The sequence below is a fragment of the Streptomyces sp. NPDC055966 genome, assembly GCF_042269865.1.
In the GTDB taxonomy this organism is placed as follows: domain Bacteria; phylum Actinomycetota; class Actinomycetes; order Streptomycetales; family Streptomycetaceae; genus Streptomyces.
This window is the reverse complement of sequence record NZ_JBHJYK010000006.1, coordinates 253,475-272,266: the sequence shown is the minus strand read 5'-3', so window position 1 is coordinate 272,266 and position 18,792 is coordinate 253,475. Positions and strand designations below refer to the sequence as shown.

At 71.7% G+C, this 18,792-nt stretch carries 14 protein-coding genes and 1 pseudogene; 6 read left to right on the top strand and 9 right to left on the bottom strand.

Features of this window, described 5'->3' with window-relative positions; translation table 11 throughout:
• Window positions 1–11 precede the first annotated feature (11 nt).
• Together ACFC8N_RS15635 and ACFC8N_RS15630 are read left to right on the top strand one after the other, a co-directional pair.
• Window positions 12–2,525, top strand: a complete 2,514-nt coding sequence (locus ACFC8N_RS15635) for a DEAD/DEAH box helicase (RefSeq protein WP_376288419.1) — start codon at window positions 12–14, stop codon at window positions 2,523–2,525.
• Between the two features lie 40 nt (window positions 2,526–2,565).
• The gene (locus ACFC8N_RS15630; RefSeq protein WP_376288418.1) at window positions 2,566–3,432 is read left to right on the top strand and encodes an acyl-CoA thioesterase; all 867 of its coding nucleotides are present in this window, start codon (window positions 2,566–2,568) and stop codon (window positions 3,430–3,432) included.
• 548 nt (window positions 3,433–3,980) lie between these two features.
• Here ACFC8N_RS15630 and ACFC8N_RS15625 read toward each other — a convergent pair.
• The 7 genes and pseudogenes from ACFC8N_RS15625 to ACFC8N_RS15595 all read right to left on the bottom strand — a co-directional run.
• Window positions 3,981–4,817, bottom strand: a pseudogene (locus tag ACFC8N_RS15625) (DUF6397 family protein); the annotation flags it as partial.
• A 126-nt stretch (window positions 4,818–4,943) separates the two neighbouring features.
• Window positions 4,944–5,357 carry a roadblock/LC7 domain-containing protein gene (locus ACFC8N_RS15620; RefSeq protein ID WP_071379824.1) on the bottom strand — a complete coding sequence of 138 codons (414 nt, stop codon included), beginning with the start codon at window positions 5,355–5,357 and terminating at the stop codon, window positions 4,944–4,946.
• 273 nt (window positions 5,358–5,630) lie between these two features.
• Window positions 5,631–6,230, bottom strand: a complete 600-nt coding sequence (locus tag ACFC8N_RS15615) for an ATP/GTP-binding protein (protein ID WP_356023351.1) — start codon at window positions 6,228–6,230, stop codon at window positions 5,631–5,633.
• Window positions 6,231–6,427: 197 nt separating this feature from the next.
• Window positions 6,428–6,841 (bottom strand): DUF742 domain-containing protein, encoded by a 414-nt coding sequence (locus tag ACFC8N_RS15610; protein WP_356023348.1) that lies wholly within the window; start codon window positions 6,839–6,841, stop codon window positions 6,428–6,430.
• Between the two features lie 17 nt (window positions 6,842–6,858).
• Window positions 6,859–7,296: a roadblock/LC7 domain-containing protein gene (locus ACFC8N_RS15605; protein WP_356023346.1), complete on the bottom strand. Its 438-nt coding sequence runs from the start codon at window positions 7,294–7,296 to the stop codon at window positions 6,859–6,861.
• Complete coding sequence (locus tag ACFC8N_RS15600) at window positions 7,293–9,851, bottom strand: nitrate- and nitrite sensing domain-containing protein (protein WP_376288417.1); 2,559 nt, start codon at window positions 9,849–9,851, stop codon at window positions 7,293–7,295. The genes ACFC8N_RS15605 and ACFC8N_RS15600 overlap by 4 nt, the downstream gene beginning before the upstream one ends.
• A 48-nt stretch (window positions 9,852–9,899) precedes the next feature.
• Window positions 9,900–10,673: an MHYT domain-containing protein gene (locus ACFC8N_RS15595; RefSeq protein ID WP_356023341.1), complete on the bottom strand. Its 774-nt coding sequence runs from the start codon at window positions 10,671–10,673 to the stop codon at window positions 9,900–9,902.
• Between the two features lie 150 nt (window positions 10,674–10,823).
• Between ACFC8N_RS15595 and ACFC8N_RS15590 the strand changes: the two genes are divergently transcribed.
• Window positions 10,824–11,423 (top strand): class I SAM-dependent methyltransferase, encoded by a 600-nt coding sequence (locus tag ACFC8N_RS15590; protein WP_376288416.1) that lies wholly within the window; start codon window positions 10,824–10,826, stop codon window positions 11,421–11,423.
• Between the two features lie 132 nt (window positions 11,424–11,555).
• On the opposite strand, the gene ACFC8N_RS15585 is transcribed toward ACFC8N_RS15590, so the two are convergent.
• On the bottom strand, window positions 11,556–12,461 hold the full coding sequence (locus ACFC8N_RS15585) for an oxygenase MpaB family protein (RefSeq protein WP_376288509.1): 906 nt from the start codon (window positions 12,459–12,461) through the stop codon (window positions 11,556–11,558).
• Window positions 12,462–12,774: 313 nt separating this feature from the next.
• On the opposite strand from ACFC8N_RS15585, the gene ACFC8N_RS15580 reads away from it, so the two are divergent.
• Window positions 12,775–13,656, top strand: coding sequence for a hypothetical protein (locus ACFC8N_RS15580; protein WP_362820233.1), 882 nt, complete (start codon window positions 12,775–12,777; stop codon window positions 13,654–13,656).
• A 184-nt stretch (window positions 13,657–13,840) separates the two neighbouring features.
• On the opposite strand, the gene ACFC8N_RS15575 is transcribed toward ACFC8N_RS15580, so the two are convergent.
• Window positions 13,841–14,023: a hypothetical protein gene (locus tag ACFC8N_RS15575; protein WP_356023334.1), complete on the bottom strand. Its 183-nt coding sequence runs from the start codon at window positions 14,021–14,023 to the stop codon at window positions 13,841–13,843.
• Between the two features lie 419 nt (window positions 14,024–14,442).
• On the opposite strand from ACFC8N_RS15575, the gene ACFC8N_RS15570 reads away from it, so the two are divergent.
• Both ACFC8N_RS15570 and ACFC8N_RS15565 read left to right on the top strand, forming a co-directional pair.
• The gene (locus tag ACFC8N_RS15570) at window positions 14,443–17,313 is read left to right on the top strand and encodes a DEAD/DEAH box helicase (protein ID WP_376288415.1); all 2,871 of its coding nucleotides are present in this window, start codon (window positions 14,443–14,445) and stop codon (window positions 17,311–17,313) included.
• Window positions 17,310–18,641 (top strand): SWF or SNF family helicase, encoded by a 1,332-nt coding sequence (locus ACFC8N_RS15565; protein ID WP_376288414.1) that lies wholly within the window; start codon window positions 17,310–17,312, stop codon window positions 18,639–18,641. Before ACFC8N_RS15570 ends, ACFC8N_RS15565 begins: the two co-directional genes overlap by 4 nt.
• The last annotated feature ends 151 nt before the right edge of the window (window positions 18,642–18,792 follow it).

The following is an 18,792-nucleotide window of genomic DNA, read 5'->3' as shown; positions in this document are numbered from 1 at the left end:
AAGATGGGTGCGTGACCCTCATCGATCAGCTGCCGCCGACCGCCGACCCCGACGCCCTGTACGAAGCCTTCGAGTCGTGGGCGCAGGAGCGCGGCCTCACCCTCTACCCGCATCAGGAGGAGGCGCTGATCGAGGTCGTGTCCGGGGCGAACGTGATCGTTTCGACGCCCACCGGATCCGGCAAGAGCATGATCGCCGCGGGCGCGCACTTCGCCGCGCTGGCCCGGGACGAGGTCACCTTCTACACCGCCCCGATCAAGGCACTGGTGTCCGAGAAGTTCTTCGAGCTGTGCAAGATCTTCGGCACCGAGAACGTCGGCATGCTCACCGGCGACGCCTCCGTGAACGCCGATGCCCCCGTGATCTGCTGCACCGCCGAGGTGCTGGCGTCGATCGCGCTGCGCGACGGCAAGGACGCGGACGTCGGCCAGGTCGTCATGGACGAGTTCCACTTCTACGCCGAGGGTGATCGCGGCTGGGCGTGGCAGATCCCGCTGCTGGAGCTCCCCCAGGCGCAGTTCATCCTGATGTCCGCCACCTTGGGCGACATGTCCTTCTTCGAGAAGGATCTCACCCGCCGCACGGGCCGCCCCACGGCAGTGGTCCGCTCGGCGACCCGGCCGGTGCCCCTCTCCTACGAGTACGAGCTCACCCCGCTCACGGAAACGCTGACCGATCTGCTGGGGAGCAGGCAGGCCCCCGTCTACATCGTGCACTTCACGCAGGCGCAAGCCGTGGAGCGGGCGCAGGCGCTGATGAGTATCAACATGTGCTCGCGCGAGGAGAAGGACCAGATCGCCGAACTGATCGGCAATTTCCGCTTCACCACCAAGTTCGGCCGCAACCTCTCCCGCTACGTCCGGCACGGCATCGGCGTCCACCACGCCGGCATGCTGCCCAAGTACCGCCGTCTGGTGGAGAAGCTCGCCCAGGCGGGCCTGCTGAAGGTCATCTGCGGCACGGACACGCTCGGCGTGGGTGTCAACGTGCCCATCCGCACGGTGCTGTTCACGGCGCTGACCAAGTACGACGGCAGTCGCGTCCGCACTCTGCGGGCCCGTGAGTTCCACCAGATCGCGGGCCGGGCCGGACGGGCCGGCTTCGACACCGCCGGACTCGTCGTGGCACAGGCGCCCGAGCACGTCATCGAGAACGAGAAGGCCCTGGCGAAGGCGGGCGACGACCCGAAGAAGCGGCGCAAGGTCGTACGCAAAAAGGCACCGGAGGGCTTCGTCGCCTGGACGGAGAACACCTTCGAGAAGCTGATCGCCTCCGAACCCGAGCCGCTGACCTCGCGCTTCCGGGTGACCCACACGATGCTGCTGTCGGTGATCGCCCGACCGGGCAACGCCTTCGAGGCGATGCGTCATCTGCTGGAGGACAACCACGAGCCGCGCAAGCAGCAGCTGCGGCACATCCGCCGCGCCATCGCGATCTACCGCTCGCTGCTCGACGGCGGCATCGTGGAGAAGCTCGACAAGCCGGACGCCGAGGGGCGCATCGTCCGGCTCACGGTCGATCTCCAGCAGGACTTCGCGCTCAACCAGCCGCTGTCCACCTTCGCGCTCGCCGCGTTCGAACTCCTCGACCCCGAGTCGCCGTCCTACGCGCTCGACATGGTGTCCGTCGTCGAGTCCACCTTGGACGACCCGCGGCAGATCCTCGTCGCCCAGCAGAACAAGGCGCGCGGCGAGGCCGTGGCCGCGATGAAGGCGGACGGGGTCGAGTACGAGGAGCGCATGGAGCGACTCCAGGACATCACGTACCCGAAGCCGCTGGAGGAACTGCTCTTCCACGCGTACAACACCTACCGCAAGAGCCACCCCTGGGTCGGCGACCACCCGCTCTCGCCCAAGTCCGTCATCCGCGACATGTACGAACGTGCGCTGTCCTTCACGGAGTTGGTGTCCTTCTACGAGCTGGCTCGTACTGAGGGCATCGTGCTGCGCTATCTCGCCAGCGCCTACAAAACGCTCGATCACACCATTCCGGACGACCTGAAGTCCGAGGACCTTCAGGATCTGATCGAGTGGCTCGGCGAGATGGTGCGCCAGGTGGACTCCAGTCTGCTCGACGAGTGGGAGCAGCTGGCCAACCCGGAGGAGATGACCGCCGAGGAGGCCCAGGAGAAGGCCGACGAGGTCAAGCCGGTCACCGCCAACGCGCGAGCCTTCCGGGTGCTGGTCCGCAACGCCATGTTCCGCCGCGTGGAGCTGGCCGCCCTCGATCAGGTCGAGGAACTCGGCGAGATGGACGCCGACTCCGGCTGGGACGCCGACGCCTGGGGCGAGGCGATGGACAAGTACTGGGACGAGTACGAGGATCTCGGCACCGGCCCCGATGCCCGTGGCCCCAAGCTGCTGGTCATCAAGGAGGAGCCGGAGAAGGGCCTCTGGCGCGTCCGCCAGATCTTCGACGACCCGAACAACGATCACGACTGGGGCATCAGCGCGGAGATCGATCTCGCGGCCTCGGACGCCGAGGGACGTGCCATCGTGCGCGTCACCGAAGTCGGCCAGCTGTGAGCCGTGCCCGACCAGGTGTGAGCCAAGGAGAGACCCACCGATGACGAACCCTGCCGAGAGACTGGTCGACCTGCTCGACCTGGAGCAGATAGAGGTCAACATCTTCCGTGGCCTCAGCCCGCAGGAGTCCTTGCAGCGGGTCTTCGGCGGCCAGGTGGCAGGCCAGGCGCTGGTCGCCGCCGGCCGCACCACGGAAGGCGACCGCCCGGTGCACTCGTTGCACGCGTACTTCCTGCGCCCCGGGCGCCCGGGAGTGCCGATCGTGTACCAGGTGGAGCGGGTCCGTGACGGCCGGTCGTTCACCACGCGCCGGGTCACGGCCGTGCAGCAGGGCCGCACCATCTTCAATCTGACCGCCTCCTTTCACAAGCCTGAGGAAGGACCGTTCGAGCACCAGCTGCCGCCTGCTCGCGAGGTGCCGGACCCGGAGTCGCTGCCGACGGTCACCGAGGAGATCCGCAAGCACCTCGGTGCGCTGCCCGAGCAGTTGGAGCGGATGGCGCGCCGCCAGCCCTTCGACATCCGGTACGTCGACCGGCTGCGCTGGAACGCCGAGGAGATCCAGGGGGCCGAGCCGCGCAGCGCCGTGTGGATGCGCGCGGTCGGACCGCTGGGGGACGATCCCCTGGTCCACACGTGCGCGCTGACCTACGCCAGTGACATGACGCTCCTCGACGCGGTCCGCATCCCGGTCGAATCCCTGTGGGGCCAGCGGAACTTCGACATGGCCTCGCTGGACCACGCCATGTGGTTCCACCGGCCGTTCCGCGCGGACGAGTGGTTCCTGTACGACCAGGAGTCGCCGATCGCCACCGGTGGGCGCGGGCTGGCCCGTGGGCGTATCTACGACCTGCAGGGGAGACTGCTGGTCTCGGTCGTCCAGGAGGGCCTGTTCAGGTCCCTGTAGCGACGCGGCGCCCGGGCCCTCGGCCCGCCGTGAGACACCGGTCGGGCTCAGCTGCGTTCAGGGCGTGGAGCTCTGCGCCGCAACCAGCCGCGCAGCCCCCGGTTCGCCGGCGCCGGGGCGGCTCGCTGGGCCCGGCGCTCCCGGCGCGCCGGCGGCCCGGCCTGCCGTACCACCGGCGCGCGATCCCATGCGAACGCCCGGCCCGCCGCCCCGTCCTCGGGCCATGGCGCCCCGAACACCGGACCGGCATGCCCCTCGGACTCCCCGAGAGGCTGCCTGGCGTCCGGCTCGGCCACCGTGAGCTCCTGCTCACCGTCCGTCGCGGGCGCTGGCCCGGCTTTGGGGGCGGGTTTCCCCGGCGCGGGCTCATCGGGCAGCTCGGATGTCCTCACCACAGGCGCGCTGTCCACCGCGCACGGCTCAGCCATCGGTTCACCGACCGACTCGGGTGTCCCGACCGCCGGTTCGTCGTCCCGCCTCCGGGCTCCTGTGATCATCATGCCCGGCGGCACCCCCGGCTCCATGTCCCGCGTGACCGTTCGGGCCAGGGGCGGGATCGGGCGAGCAGCCGCTCGCACGGAGGGCGCGACACGCCGGGCGGCCGGGCGCGGCGCGGGCGTCGCGCTGCGGGCCTCCTCGAGCACACGGGCCAGTTCGCCGCGCAGCCAGTCGATCTCGTCCGCATCCTGCGCGTTCGTGATCCGCTCGGCGAGTTGCGCCGCGGCCGATCCCGGGAGGCCCTGGCCGAGTGGCGTGGGCCGGAAGCGATTCACATACGAGCGTTCGTGAGGATCCTTGACGATGTCGGCGATCTCGACGGGTGAGAGGAAGGCGGCCACGGCTCCGGCTCGCGCCCACGGTTCCTCGGCGTGCCGCAGCAGGAAGCCGAGTTGGCGTCCGCGCCAGTTGCGGGCCCGCAGGTCGACTCCCGCCTCCAACTGGCCGCGCAGGGTCTCGGGAGTGCGTCCCTTGAGCAGGTGCGCGTTCTCCGGGGCCAGGGTGAAGTTCCGCAGGTCGTCCGCCAGATGGAGCCAGACCACGGCGCGGTAGCGGTTCAGATACCAGCGTACGGGCACGAGGAGTCCCAGGCGGGCGAGGCGGGTGAAGCGGCCGGCCGGGATCTCCATGAGCGCCGCGCCCTCGGTGGTGCCCACCACCTGGACACGCTCGCGCAGGGATTCCGGGAAGTCGCGCCGCTGGCGGAGCCGGTCGAGCTCCGCGCGCTCCACTCGCCGGGCTCCTCCCCCTCCCTCGTCGGGCACGGTGCGGATGTGACCGAGATGCAGAGCGAGGTCGAACTCGCTTCGTTTGAGGCCCAGTTCCCGAGCGGCACGGCTCAGGGTGTATGTGGCGGGCCGGGGCGGGCTGATGATGTTTGCCGACATGGTCGTCGCTCCCCCGTGGAGTGAAGGCTCACGCCATGTGCGCGAACCGTGTACACACCGTAGCCGGTTCGGCGCAACTCGCGGCGAGCCTGTGGATAACTCCACATGGGCAGGCGAACGTGCAGCTCAGAGGTCCTGATTGGGGGTTCGCTCGGGTTGCCTGGCATCGACTCCGAGGTGTTCGCCGACGCGGTTGACGAGCAGGGTCATCTCGTAGGCGATCTGGCCGATGTCGGCCTCCGCGCCGCTGAGCAGGCACAGACAGCTGCCGGTGCCCGCCGCGGTCACGAACAGCACGGCGTCGTCGTACTCGATCATGGTCTGGCGCACACTGCCCGCGCCGAAGTGGCGCCCCGACCCCTTGGCCAGGCTGTGCAACCCGGATGCCACGGCAGCCAGGTGCTCGGCGTCCTCACGGCGCAGGCCCGTACTCGCACCCGTGACCAGTCCGTCGTTCGACAGGACCAGCGCGTGCCGCACATGGTCCACCCGCTCGGTCAGATCGTCCAGGAGCCAGCCGAGTCCCTGGTTCTGCGCCATCTCCGTCTCCCCGTGTGACATCCCCCTGACTGGAGGAACTCCCCGCCAGCCTTCACCACGTCCGGCGTCCGGGCAAGCCGGATCGGCGCATGGCACAGAAGATGACCGACGGGCAATGTCGGACCTTCGCCCCGGACGGTACAGATACCGCCAACCTGGCCACCCTTCGCGGCGACGAAGCGCTGACACCAGGACCGGCCGACTCCCGCCGGCCGGGGACCGACCGCGTCCGACTCGGGGCGGGGACACCTCGACAAGGCGCGATCTCGCGGCTCACCCGACCGAGTTGAGGATCCGGGCCGTGTGCATCCGTCCCGCATACTCCACGAGCCGGATCAGGACTTCCTTGCCGGAGTCCCGGTCGCGTGCGTCGCACAGCACCACGGGGGTGCCGTGGTCGAGGTCGAGGGCGCGGGAGACGTCGTGGGCGCCGTAGGTGCGGGCTCCCGCGAAGCAGTTGACGGCCACCACGAAGGGGATGCTCCGGTGCTCGAAGTAGTCGACGGCGGGGAAGCAGTCCTCCAGGCGCCGGGTGTCCGCGAGGACGACGGCGCCGAGGGCACCCTGGGACAACTCGTCCCAGAGGAACCAGAAGCGGTCCTGTCCCGGCGTGCCGAAGAGGTAGAGGGACAGCCCCGAGCGGATGGTGATCCGCCCGAAATCCATGGCGACGGTGGTGGTGACCTTGCGGTCCACGCCGTCGGTGTCGTCGACCAACTGCCCTGCCTCGCTGAGCAGTTCCTCCGTGCGCAGCGGCCGGATCTCGCTGACGGCCCCGACAAGGGTGGTCTTGCCCACGCCGAACCCTCCGGCGACCAGTATCTTCAGCGCCAGCGCGGTGTCGCCGGTGACGTCGGAGTGCTCGGCAGCCATGATCACTTCTCTCGGGAGGACCGGTCACGGTCGGCGTCCGCGCACGCCGGGCGCGGCATCGACACCGTGACAAATAGGGCAGTCTTGTGGATGGTTTGACTGAAATGCACCTGATGTGAGCGACTCGCACCCGGTCGGGGGTGCAACGCGCCCGGATGAGGACGGGGTGAGGCGTACGACGCGCTCCGCGCGATCATCTACAGCGCTCGCAATCCGGCGATGACCTCGCGCAGAATCCGCTCGTCGGGCAGGTGCGCCGGGGGCACGGGGCGGCTGATGACCACGCGGCCGAGTTCCAGGAGGTCTCCGAGGAGCACCCTGACCACGCCGACGGGAAGGTCGGCGTCCGCCGCGAGTTCGGCAACGGACTGCGTCTCCGTGCGGCACAGCCGGATCAGGGTCCGGTGTTCGGGGCCGAGCGCCGTGTCGTCGTCGAGGGCCGGGGTCGCGGGGTCGAGGGTGACGAGGGCGATCAGGTCGAAACGCACCCCGGTGGGCCCGGCCTGGGTGCGTCCGCCTGTCATGGCGTACGGGCGGACCAGGGGCCCGGCCTCGCCGTCGTACCACTGGCTGCCCGGCTCCCGCGGGCCGTCCATCGGGTTCTCGGTCATCGGTGGCGCCTTCCGGCTCATCCGGCGACGGGCGGCTGTGCTGTGGCGCGCGGTGGCGTGTAGAGGTGCTCGCCGACCCGCTTGACCAGGCGCGCCATCTCGTAGGCGACCAGTCCGATGTCCGCGGTGACCGCGGTGAGCACCGCGAGGCAGGAACCGTCACCCGCCGCGGCCACGAACAGGAACGCGTCGTCCATCTCGACCATGGTCTGGCGCACCCCGCCCGCTCCGAAGTGCCGGCCCGTGCCCTTGGCAAGGCTGTTGAAGCCGGAGGCGACGGCGGCGAGATGCTCGGCGTCCTCGCGCGTGAGGCCGGTGGAGGCGCCGACGGCCAGCCCGTCGTTGGAGAGCACGACGGCGTGCCGTACCTCCCTCACGCGCATCACCATGTCGTCGAGCAGCCAGTCCAGTTCGCCGGATCGCCGGCCGGCGCTCGTCTGGGGGTCCTGGATCATGCCGGGTCTCCTTCGCTGCTGTCGTCACTGGCCGTTACGGGGCCCGGGGTGGCTCCGCGTCCGGGCTGTCTGCCGCCGCCGCGCGCCCAGCCGTCGCGGTAGGCCGCCATGCGGTCCCGCACCAGTTCGGGGGTGCGCAGGTCGTCACCGCGCCGATCGGGCACCGCTTCTTCGGTGCGCTGTTGTCGGAGTTGGGGAGCGAGGCTCGCCTGGCGCACGCGGCGTGGAAGGTCACCGGAAGGCTCGGCGTCATGGGGCGGGCGGTGCGGGCGCAAGGCGGTGACTCCGGGGGGCGGGTTCTCGACGGTCGTGCCGTGCCCGCCCTGCGCCTCGTCCCTGTCGCGGCGTCCGGGCTCGCCGGCCGCGGTGTGCGGACCGAGCGTGGTGGCCGCGAGGGCGGGGCGGTCCGGCCGTGCGGTGACGGCCTCGTGGAATCCGCTCGCGCCGGGCACGCGCGCGTACGCGCGTTCCTGCTCGTGGCGGGCCCGTTCGGGGTGCGGGGCGGCGGGTTCCTTCGACGCGCCGTGGAGCAGGGCGGTGGGCAGCAGGACGACGGCGGTCGTGCCGCCGTACGGTGAGGTCCGAAGGTGCACCTTCACCTCGTGCCGCGAGGCGAGCCGGCTGACGACGAAGAGCCCGAGACGGTCGCTGTCGAACAGGTCGAGGGCCTCGGACTGTTCGATGCGCCGGTTGGCCTCCGCGAGGGTCTCGGCACCCATGCCCAGTCCCCGGTCCTCGATCTCCAGCGCGTAGCCGTTGCCGACGGGTTCGCCGGTGACCCGCACGCGTGTGTGCGGCGGCGAGAACTGGGCGGCGTTCTCGACGAGTTCGGCGAGCAGGTGGGTGAGGTCGGCCACTGCGGCACCGATGACGTGCGCCTCGGGGAGTTGGCGGACCTCCACGCGCGCGTAGTCCTCGACTTCCGATACGGCGGCCCGTACGACGTTCGTGAGCGTCACCGGCATGCGCCAGGCGCGGCCGGGTGCCGCACCCGAGAGGATGATCAGGCTTTCGGCGTGGCGCCGCATCCGGGTGGTGAGGTGGTCCAGGCGGAACAGGTCGCTCAGTTCGTCGGGATCGTCGGAACGGCGCTCCATGCTGTCGAGGAGGCTGAGCTGGCGGTGGACCAGCACCTGGCTGCGGCGCGCGAGGTTGACGAAGACCCCGGAGATGCCGCTGGCGAGCTCGGCGCGCTCCACGGCGGCGTGCAGGGCTGCGCGGTGGACGGTGGTGAGCGCCTCCGACACCTGGCCCGTCTCGTCCTCGGCCGGCGGTCCCGCGGGGGCCTCCGCCTCGATGTCGAGTTCCTCGCCCACGCGCAGTCTGCGTATCGCTTCCGGGAGTTTGCGACGGGCGATGTCCAGGGCGTCGTTGCGCAGGCTCACGAGTTCGACCACGAGTCCGCGTCCGATACGCACGGAGATGACGAGCGAGGCGGCGACGGCGGCCAGCCCGAGCAGTACGGCGGCACCGGCGGGGCTGAGCAGTCCGCGGGTCACCGGGTCGGCGCGGCCCGCCACATTCCGGCCCGTGTCCGTCGCGATGCTCCGCATGCCGTCCTGCACGCGTGCGTGGGCGGCACTCCAGGAAGCCTGCGATGCCACCTCGGCAGACCTGCTGCCCGGCCCGGCGGTGAGGATCTTGTCCTCGGCCGCCCCGAGGGCCGCGTAGGAGCGGCTGCGGGACAGGTCCCGCCAGGCGGCGTGCTGGGCGGCCGGCAGATCGGCGACTGCTGTGTCGGTGAACGTACGGCGCGCGGCGACGGCGGCGCCGAACAGCCGCAGCCGCTCGCCCTGAAGACCGTCCGCACCGCCGCCGAGCAGCGCGTCCTCCTGGGCCAACGCCTCGGCGGCCCGGGAGAATTCGAGCAGTACGCGCGCGTCGGAGCCGACATCGGCCTGCTGGATGCCGGTGAGAGCGCCGTCCACGGCGAAGGCCTCGCCGATGGTCTTCGTGTACTGCGCGTACACCGTGTCCCAGCCGGACCTGTGGTCGAGCACGGCCGTCCGCAGCGCGCGCAGGTGCTCGGCACCGGTGACGAAGACGGCGAGGCGCCCGGAGACGTCGGCGGGCAGTTCCTCGCTGTCGGCGACGGTGTTGTCGCCGCCGAGGCGCAGCTCGCCCACGGCCCGGTCGGTGCGGCCGGCCAGAGCTTGGAGATCGCCGCCGTCGGCCGCGCCGGGTGAGAGGGCGTGGCGCACGGCCGCGGCGCGCTCGGCCTGCAGGGCGGCGACGGCCGCGGCCACCGGGGTACGCAGTTCGGCGTCGACCTGCTGGGACTGACGCAGCCGGGCGACGTCCTGGGCGGTGCTGACGGTGGCGTAGGCCCACAGGGAGAGCAGGGAGACGACCGGGACCATCAGCAGGCTGACGACCTTTGCACGCACGGTACGCGGGCGCAGGTACCGGCGGCTCCCACGCGCGCGTGCCTGTGCCGGAGACGCGCTGACGAGCCGGTCGGCGGCCTCGTCGGCGGGCGGTCCGGCGTGCGCACGGCGGCCGCGCGGGGGGTGTGCCGAGGCATCGGCTTTCGGGGCGGTACGGGGCGGGCGCATGGCCTCCTCGATCGGGACGTGGGTCGGGGCGCTCTGGCCTGGCTCCCCTTAGCGGGCGACGGTCTCGACGGGCCGTTGGGCGGAGGCGGAGGCCTCGCGCTCGTCGGCCGTGGGCGAGAGGGCGACGAACGCCGAGGTGATGAAGAGATAGGACCCGAGGCCGACGGCGAGGGGGAAGATGAACTGCATCGCCGTGGCCCCGGGCAGGGTCTCGCCGGAGGGGTTCACACGCACGCTCACCGCGAACATCCCGGTGTAGTGCATGCTGCTGACGGCCGCCCCCATGACGAGGGAGGCGACGGTGACCGCACGGGGCGACGTGATGTTGAGGCCGGCCCACAGGGCCGCGGTCGCCGCCACGACGGCGATCAGTACCGACAGTCCGACGAGGACGGGGTCGTACCGGACGTCGCCGTGCAGCCGCACCGCCGCCATGCCCAGATAGTGCATGCTGGCGACGCCCAGCCCGGTGGTGAGTCCGCCGAGCAGCAGCGCCCGGTTGCGGTCGCGACCGTAGCCGACGGCGAAGACGCCGGCGCAGACGACGACCATCGCGACGAGGAGACTGAGGATGGTCAGGGGTACGTCGTAGCGGATGTCGGTGCCGCTGACGCGGAAGCCGAGCATGGCCACGAAGTGCATGGTCCAGATGCCCGTCCCGATCGCGGATGCGGCGGTGACGAGCCAGTTGCGGCGCGAGCGGCCGGTGGTGGCGAGCGCGCGGACGGTGCAGCGCAGTCCGAGTGCGGCGCCCGTACAGGCCATCAGGTACGACAGCACGGGGGTCAGCCAGCCGAAGGCGGCGTGGTCCAAGTGTCCCATGGCCAAGGGACGCTAGGGGGCACGGGCGCACATGGGGGGCGCATTTCGAAACGTGCTGGAATATGACAGGCGGATGCGCCGGAACGATCGCGTCCGGCCCGAACATGTGCGCCTACATATCCCCCGTGACGGTGAGGAATCATGCGGAGCATGAGCGAAGACCACACACATGTGCAGGAGTTCTTCGGTGCCCGGGCGGCCGGCTGGGACAGCAGGTTCCCCGACGACGGCCCCGCCTACACGGCCGCTGTGACCGATCTCGGACTGCGGAAGGGGGACCGTGTGCTGGACGCCGGCTGCGGCACGGGGCGCGCCCTGCCACCGCTGCGGGCCGCCGTGGGCCCCTCCGGGGTGGTGCTGGGCGCCGACCTGACCCCGGCGATGCTCAAGGCGGCCGCGCGAGCGGGCAGGGACCGGGACGGACGGCTGCTGCTCACGGACGTCGCCGCGCTGCCGCTGCGCTCGCGGACCCTCGACGCCGTGTTCGCGGCCGGCCTGATCGCCCATCTGCCGCAACCGCTGGACAACCTGCGGGAGCTGGCGCGCGTGGTACGGCCGGGCGGCGCGCTCGCGCTGTTCCATCCCGTCGGGCGCGCGGCCCTGGCGGCCCGGCAGGGCCGGCAGATCACGGCCGACGACCTGCGTGCCGAGGCCAACCTCGGTCCGCTCCTGGCCGGTTCGGGATGGCGCATGACGTCGTACGTCGACGAGGACGCGCGGTTCCTCGCCCTCGCAACACGCGAGAGCTGATCGGCATGTCGACAATGCTGCTCCGCCGCGGTGCCGTGACGGCGCAGCCGCGCCCCCTTCCGGCCCGGTACCCTCACCGCCGTGCAAGGGGCAATCCGAGCCGAACTCCCTTGGCCAGGCGGTGTGCTCGCGTCACTCGATGGCGTCGGCGGCAGTGACGTCCCGGTGCCGCACCGGGCAGCCACGCAGTCCGGCAGTCGGACGGGTCCCCAGGCCGTCGACGCGGTAGCCGTTCGGGTAGCCCTTGATCTCGCGGTTCTGGCGGGCGAAGTGGGGGGCGTTGCGCGGCGGCAGCAGCCGGACGAGCCTGCCACGCGTGCGTACCGCACGGCGCACCAGCGCGGTCGTCGCAGCGCCGGGTGGCGCGTAACGGAACGTGCGCAGCAGCGGCTCGTCGAGCAGTGCCAGCGTCGCCGTGCGCAGCACCGGCGCCATCGGGCGCGGATACCAGGACGCCATCAGGCAGAGGGTGGCGTCGGAGACCTGCCGGGCCCGCTCGTCCCAGCCGAAGTGATCGCGCTCGTAGGAGTCGAGGAGCGCCTCGAACTCCTCATAGGTCGCGGGGATGCCGGGGATGCCCATGTGCCGGCCGAGAGTGCGGTAGTACTCGGTCGCGGCCACGATCTCGTGCCGGGACAGCCGTCGCCATCCGTAGGCGTCGATCCAGCGTCTGGGCACCACGACGAAGGTGCTCAGGACGTAGCGCATGTCGTCGTCGCTGATGTCGTAACTGCGGTGCATCTGGTTGATGCGACGGATCGCCGTGCGACCCTCCTCGGCGGCGAAGCCGTGCTCGACGATGGTGTCCAGGAGCAGCACGGTGTCGTCGTACCGCTTCTGCGTACGCTCGGTCAGCTCCGCCGTCTCGGCGAGCAGCCGGCCGATGCTCGGCACGGCATAGGTGCGGTACAGGGCCAGTTCAAGGGCTCGTGTGTAGTCCCAGGGGAACTCGAACGCCGTACTCAGGCGGTAGATCTCCACCGCGTCCGCCACCGGATCCAGCCGACGGATCCGACCGAGCCGCTCGAACCGCTTCACCACACCGTCCCCCTTCTTACGGCTCTTCCGAGGAGGGTCCAACTCTACGGTGGGTGACCGAGGATGAGCTATCGGCGACGACCCGATCGGGGCGCGGAGGCGGTCCGCACACAATATGTTCGAGGCAGCGGCGACGGAGGCCTGTGATCCGCTCGGGCCGCCCCTGACCATGGCGACGCCCCTGGTCCGCTGTGGCCGTTTCGCCCCCGTCCAGGTGGAAACCAGCAGCTCCGCGTGGTGTGGGCTGTCGTGACAAGGGGCTTGCGCTCGCACTAGGGTGCGCGCCGTTGGACGAACCACTGGGGAGGCTGGGATGGCCGGGACGGACGATGCGGCCGTCGCCGCCGCCGCGGACGATGCGCTGTACGTACTGACGGCGGTGCTGCTGACGCCGGCGCAGTTTCCGAGCGTGCTGGGCGACGACTATCCGGAGGCGTGCATGGCGCTGGGGCTGGCGCCCCTTGCCGACGGGTACGGCCTGGTGCTGGGACAGGACGGTGACGGCGCCCGCTGGACGGTCGTCATCGACGACGTCTCGCTGGTCGCCGTGGCGATCGCATCCTGGGACTGCGGCATGGAGTACGAACTGTCGCCGGACGAGCGCGCGGTCGTGGCCGCACTGCCGGGCTGGCCCCTGGCGGTCGCCGTGGCCGCCCCCGGCGTCCCCGCACCTCACGACCCCACTCCCGACGTGGCGGACGGGCCTCCGCTGAGCCCACCGGACACCAGCGCCTGGGGACCGGCCCAGCGCCGCCTGGGCGCCGACGAGATCGCCCTGCAGTGGGCGGCGTGGCGGGACCAGATCAACGACGAGAAGTTCTCCACACCGGACGAACGGGCACAGGCCACCGAATCCTCGGCGCACGGCGCGGAGGCCGACGAGTCCGCCGAATCCGCGCCGGACGGCGGAAGCGTGCCGCACAGCGGTCACCGTGGTGTCAAGCGGGTGCTCGCGGAGGCGCGCGCCTACGTCGACTCGCCGCCGCCGCTCGGCCGGGTACGCTCGTCGTTCGCCCCGGGAGACGCCCGTACGCTGCGCGCCGACGGGCCCGGCTGGTCGATGGTGGCCCGCACCGACGACATCGCGTTCGTCCTGCTGGACGAGGAACCCGGCGAGGTCCTGCCGGTGGGCCGGGGCCCCGAGTTGCCGGGGCTGCTGGAGGCGCTCGACAAGATGGCCGTGCGGCCCCTCTAGCGCTGGGCGGCCCTCGTCCGGGGCCGCCGCACCCGCCACCTGAACCAGCCGCCCGTACCGGCCCCGGACACCGCACTCCCGGCGACGGCGCGCCCCTCGGGAGCCGTCCGGACCTCCGCGGGCGCCTGTTCGAGCCTCCACGCCCGCCCGGAGCCCGGGCGGGCGTCTCCGGCTGTCCGCCGCCTCAGCGGCCGAGTTCCTTGCGGGTCACCCTGCGGAGCCTGCGCCGCTGCGAGGGGTCCAGCGTCAGGTACGCGGCCACCGGGACCCCGACCACGATCAGGAATGACACCCACCAGGGCAGCCATATGAGCAGGATCAGCCCGGCCGCCACGCCTCCTGCGGCGATCTTCGCGTTCTTGGACATGAACGTCGCCTCCTTCGCGGCCACTGCCGCTCTCTGCTCAGAAAACGGCCCCGCGCTCTTGGCGGTTCCGGACCCCGACCCTGAGACTTCCCCGAAGCCCACCCCCTAATGGTCCCGCCGGGGGCTGCGCACAGTCCGGGCTCTGTTCGCAGTATCGCTCCGCCACGCGCCTTGTGTGGGCCGCCGGTACGAGCAATTTCAACTGTCTCGCCGACACGCCCTCCAGCCCGTCACAGCGCCCGCCGGCCGTCGTGACGCCGGGGCCCACGCCCCGCTTGTGTTCCGCGAACGACCCCGCTGATCGAACAGATTGTGAAGTGGCCTTGATCACGACGTCGGCGTGCGGGGTGCGCCCACGGCGTGCTGTAGCCTCGGGCACCCCATCCATGGTAGTCAAATTTGAGGAGTGCGGCAGAGCTGTGCAGACCATCCCCACGGCACCCCCCTCAGAACTCTCCGAACTGGCCCGCTGTTGCGTCGTGTTCCTGCCGTCCGACCCGGCGCGAGCGGGGAGTTTCGCCTTCTGGCACTGGGACGGTGAGACTCCGCCTGCCGTCCCCGGCGGCTCCACTACGGAGCTGGACGTCGTACTGCCCACCGAGAACGGCGGTGTCGAACGGGTCCGCACCCCCGCGGTCCTGCTCCCCGTGCAAGATGCCCTCCCGCTGCTCACGCGCGCGCGTGCACTGCCGGAGGGGCATCGCTCGGCCTGCTTCTGGGAAGCTGCCCGCGGATTGGCCCTGCACTTCCTCGCGCGCGGACTGCTGCTCCCGGGCCTGTCTCCGGGCGATCATGACGCCTGGCGGGTGGGCCCACTGTCCGCACGGGACGCGGAGCTGGTCCGCGAACTCGCGGCCGGCATGCCCCCGGAGGCCCACGCAGTGCCGCTCACCGCCACGGAGCCAGCCCGGCTGCCCGACCCGGAACGGCTGCTCCGGGCGTTCCTGGACGCGGTCGCCGATGTGCTCCCACGCTCTCCCGCGGCCTCCTGGGTGACCGGCGGTCCGGCGTACGCGACGCCCGAGCCGCAGCGCCTGCCCGAGCTGCGGTCCTGGGCGGACGACATCGCCGCCGCCCACGACGCCGGCATACGACTGTCGCTGCGTGTCGAGGTCTCGGGGCTCGACCGTGCCGCTGAGCAGGACGACGGCCGGGTCCGGTTCCATGCGGTGCTGCAAGTACACGGGCCGAGCGGGGCGCCGGACGTCATGGACGCCACCGGTCTGTGGAGCGGCACCGGCCAGGGACACGAGTCGTTCGGCACACGCGCGCGTGCGGACGCGCTGCTGGCGCTGCGCCGCGCGGTCCGCGCCTGGCCGCCGTTGACGCCCCTGCTCACCGCCGCCGTGCCCGACGCCGTGGACCTCGCCAACGACGAGATCGCCGAACTGCTGGGCGAGGGCAGCCGTGCGCTGGCCGTGGCGGGCGTCGACGTGCACTGGCCGAAGGAACTGTCGCGCGACCTGACCCTGCACGCGACCGTCGGTCCGCCGGACGACGACACGTCCGCCCCAGGGGATGCCCCGGCTCCCCCGACATTCCTCGCCGCAGACGCCTCCGTCAGCTTCTCCTGGGGTTTCACGCTGGGCGGGCGGCAGCTGTCCCGGGCGGAGCTGGACCGGCTCGCGGAGGCCAAACGGCCCCTGGTGCGATTGCACGACGGATGGGCCCTGGTCGACCCGCGGCAGGCGGACGACGCCCGGACCCGGCAGGAGCGCTCGGTCGCTCCCGTCGAGGCGCTGGCCGCCGCGCTGACGGGGTCGACGGAGGTCGACGGCCGGCTGGTCGACGTGCGCTCGACGGGGTGGCTGGAACGTCTCCGGGAGCGGCTCACGGACCCCGAGCCGGTACGCGCCGTCGGCCCTCCGCCGGGCCTGTCCGCCACGCTGCGGGACTACCAGCTGCGCGGCCTCGACTGGCTGGCCCGTATGACCTCCCTCGGTCTGGGCTGCTGCCTCGCCGACGACATGGGCCTCGGCAAGACCGTCACACTGATCGCGCTGCATCTGTACCGGCAGACGGACGCCTCGTCCGCCGGCCCGACGCTCGTGGTCTGCCCGGCCTCCCTGCTCGGCAACTGGCAGCGCGAGATCGAGCGGTTCGCTCCCGGTGTGGCGGTGCGCAGGTTCCACGGGCCCGGGCGTGATCTCGGCTCCGTCGTGTCCGGGGAGTTCGTGCTCACCACATACGGCACCATGCGCCTCGACGCGGAGCGGCTCGCGAAGGTGCCCTGGAGTCTGGTCGTGGCCGACGAGGCTCAGCACGTGAAGAACCCCTACGCGGCGACCGCGCGGGCACTGCGCTCGATCGGCACACGCGCGCGTGTGGCGCTCACCGGCACCCCTGTGGAGAACAACCTCACGGAACTGTGGGCGATCCTCGACTGGACGACACCCGGCCTGCTCGGCCGGCTCGGTGCCTTCCGCGCGCGGTATGCGCATCCGGTGGAGGGAGGTCTCGACCCGGCCGCCGCGCGGCGGCTCTCGAAGCTCGTGCGGCCGTTCCTGCTGCGGCGGCGAAAGTCGGATCCCGGCATCGCTCCCGAGCTGCCGCCGAAGACCGAGAGCGATCGCCCCGTGGCCCTCACCCCCGAACAGGCGGGACTGTACGAGGCGTTGGCCCGCGAGACACTGGACCGGATCGCGGTCGCCGACGCCATGGCCCGCCGGGGTCTGATCGTGCAGTTGCTGACGGGCCTGAAGCAGATCTGCAACCACCCGGCGCAGTTCCTCAAGGAGGACGAACCGCGGCTCACCGGGCGCTCCGGAAAGCTGGAGCTGCTGGACGAACTGCTCGGCACGATCCTCGCGGAGGGTTCGGGCGTGCTCGTCTTCACGCAGTACGTGCGCATGGCCCGCCTGCTCGAACGGCATCTGACGGATCGTGGCGTGCCCTCGCTGCTGCTGCACGGCGGGACGCCGGTCACCGTTCGTGAGGCGATGGTCCGGCGCTTCCAGGAGGGTGAAGTGCCCGTCTTCCTGCTGTCCTTGAAGGCCGCGGGGACGGGACTCAACCTCACGCGGGCCGACCATGTCGTGCACTACGACCGCTGGTGGAATCCCGCGGTCGAGGCGCAGGCCACCGACCGCGCGTACCGCATCGGGCAGACCCGTCCGGTACAGGTCCACCGGCTGATCGCCGAGGGCACTCTGGAGGACCGGATCGCCGAGATGCTCGCCCGCAAGCGGGAGTTGGCGGACGCGGTGCTCACCACCGGTGAGGCAGCACTGACGGAGCTGACCGACACGGAACTGGCGGCGCTGGTGGAACTGCGCGGGGAGGCGCGATGAACCGTTACGACGAGAAGCACACACGCGTGGCCGGGCGCACGTTCGCCACGCAACCGCCCGCGCGCGGGCAGGCGTTCGCACGGACCTGGTGGGGCCGCTCCTGGCTGCGAGCACTGGAGGACGGGGCGTTGGACAACGCGGCGGTCGCGGCGGGGCGCCGGCTCGCGCGCGCGGGCGGCGTGGGCGCGATGACCGTACGGCCGGGCCGGGTCACCGCCGTCGTACGCGAGCCCGGCGGCGCGGCCCACCGGGCCGACGTGCTGCTGCCGGAGCTGTCCGAGGAGGAGTGGGCCCGGTTCCTGGACGTGGCCGTGGAGCAGGCCGGGCACATGGCGGCACTGCTCGACCGGGAGCTGCCGCCACATCTGATCGAGGATGCCACGGTGAGCGGAATCGAGCTGCTGCCGCGCCTCGGCGATCTGGAGCCGGCGTGCGACTGCGGAACGTGGGACCACTGCGGGCACACCGCCGCGCTGTGCCACCAGGTGGCGCGCCTGCTGGACGAAGATCCGTTTCTGCTCCTGCTGCTGCGCGGGCGGGAGCGGGAGGTCTTCCTCGCGGAGCTGCAAGGGCGCGGTAGCGCTTCCGCGTCCCTGTCGGAAACCGACGCGCGCGCGGCCGAGGGTGTGGACGCGGCGGAGTCATGGGCGGCCGGTGACATCCTGCCCCCGCTCCCCGAGCTGCCCGGGCTTCCCGCGGTACCCGGTACCCCACCATGTCTCGGCACCGGGGCGGCCGCGGCGCCCGGGATCGATCCTGTGGCACTGGAGCACCTGGCGGACCGCACCGCTGTGGAGGCGTACCGGCTGCTGGCGGAGGCCCTTCGCGGCGACGTGCGGGACGGCAGCGCCCTGACAGCGGCACAGGACGCCGTACGCCTCGCCTGCGCGGCGCCTGCGGGCTCGGTCACCGACCGGCTCGCCGAGGGGGCCGGCCGCGGCCGCGAGGGATTGCTGACCGCCGTCCGGGCCTGGCACGCCGGGGGCGCGGCGGCCCTGGCCGTGCTGGACGACGCGTGGCCGGTGCGGGATGCGGCGCTCGCACGCGCGCGTGTGGCGCTGGAAGCGGCCTGGGAGGCGGACGAGCAGCCGTCGTTCGACCGGAACGGCAACCGATGGACCGTGCCCGGCGAAGGAGTTCAGCTGCGTCTCGGCCCCGACGGCCGCTGGTGGCCGTACCGCGACGGCGGCGGCCGTTGGATCCCGGCGGGCGGGCCCGACCGCGATCCGGCTGCGGCTCTGACCGTGGCTCGCCTCGACACGGGCACGGAGGCCACGCCGCGCGTGGAGCATGCCGAGGTGAAGTCCCTGGACAGCAAGGAGTTTTGAGGCACCGTCACCACGACATCGCCACGATCCGGCGAGCTCCCGATTCCGGCATCGACCTCGTGGCCGGTCGGACCATGTTGGCGATGGGCGAGGGCTGGGGAGAACAGCGTGTGATGCGGCTGCGCTCCCAGCCCTTTCTCATGCCCCGGCA

Coding starts and splice junctions, on each gene's coding strand:
- ACFC8N_RS15595 (WP_356023341.1), bottom strand. CDS start 10,673: ATGGGACACTTGGACCACGCCGCCTTCGGCTGGCTGACCCCCGTGCTG.
- ACFC8N_RS15565 (WP_376288414.1), top strand. CDS start 17,310: ATGAACCGTTACGACGAGAAGCACACACGCGTGGCCGGGCGCACGTTC.
- ACFC8N_RS15620 (WP_071379824.1), bottom strand. CDS start 5,357: ATGGCGCAGAACCAGGGACTCGGCTGGCTCCTGGACGATCTGACCGAG.
- ACFC8N_RS15590 (WP_376288416.1), top strand. CDS start 10,824: ATGAGCGAAGACCACACACATGTGCAGGAGTTCTTCGGTGCCCGGGCG.
- ACFC8N_RS15615 (WP_356023351.1), bottom strand. CDS start 6,230: ATGGCTGCCGAGCACTCCGACGTCACCGGCGACACCGCGCTGGCGCTG.
- ACFC8N_RS15605 (WP_356023346.1), bottom strand. CDS start 7,296: ATGATCCAGGACCCCCAGACGAGCGCCGGCCGGCGATCCGGCGAACTG.
- ACFC8N_RS15630 (WP_376288418.1), top strand. CDS start 2,566: ATGACGAACCCTGCCGAGAGACTGGTCGACCTGCTCGACCTGGAGCAG.
- ACFC8N_RS15600 (WP_376288417.1), bottom strand. CDS start 9,851: ATGCGCCCGCCCCGTACCGCCCCGAAAGCCGATGCCTCGGCACACCCC.
- ACFC8N_RS15610 (WP_356023348.1), bottom strand. CDS start 6,841: ATGACCGAGAACCCGATGGACGGCCCGCGGGAGCCGGGCAGCCAGTGG.
- ACFC8N_RS15580 (WP_362820233.1), top strand. CDS start 12,775: ATGGCCGGGACGGACGATGCGGCCGTCGCCGCCGCCGCGGACGATGCG.
- ACFC8N_RS15575 (WP_356023334.1), bottom strand. CDS start 14,023: ATGTCCAAGAACGCGAAGATCGCCGCAGGAGGCGTGGCGGCCGGGCTG.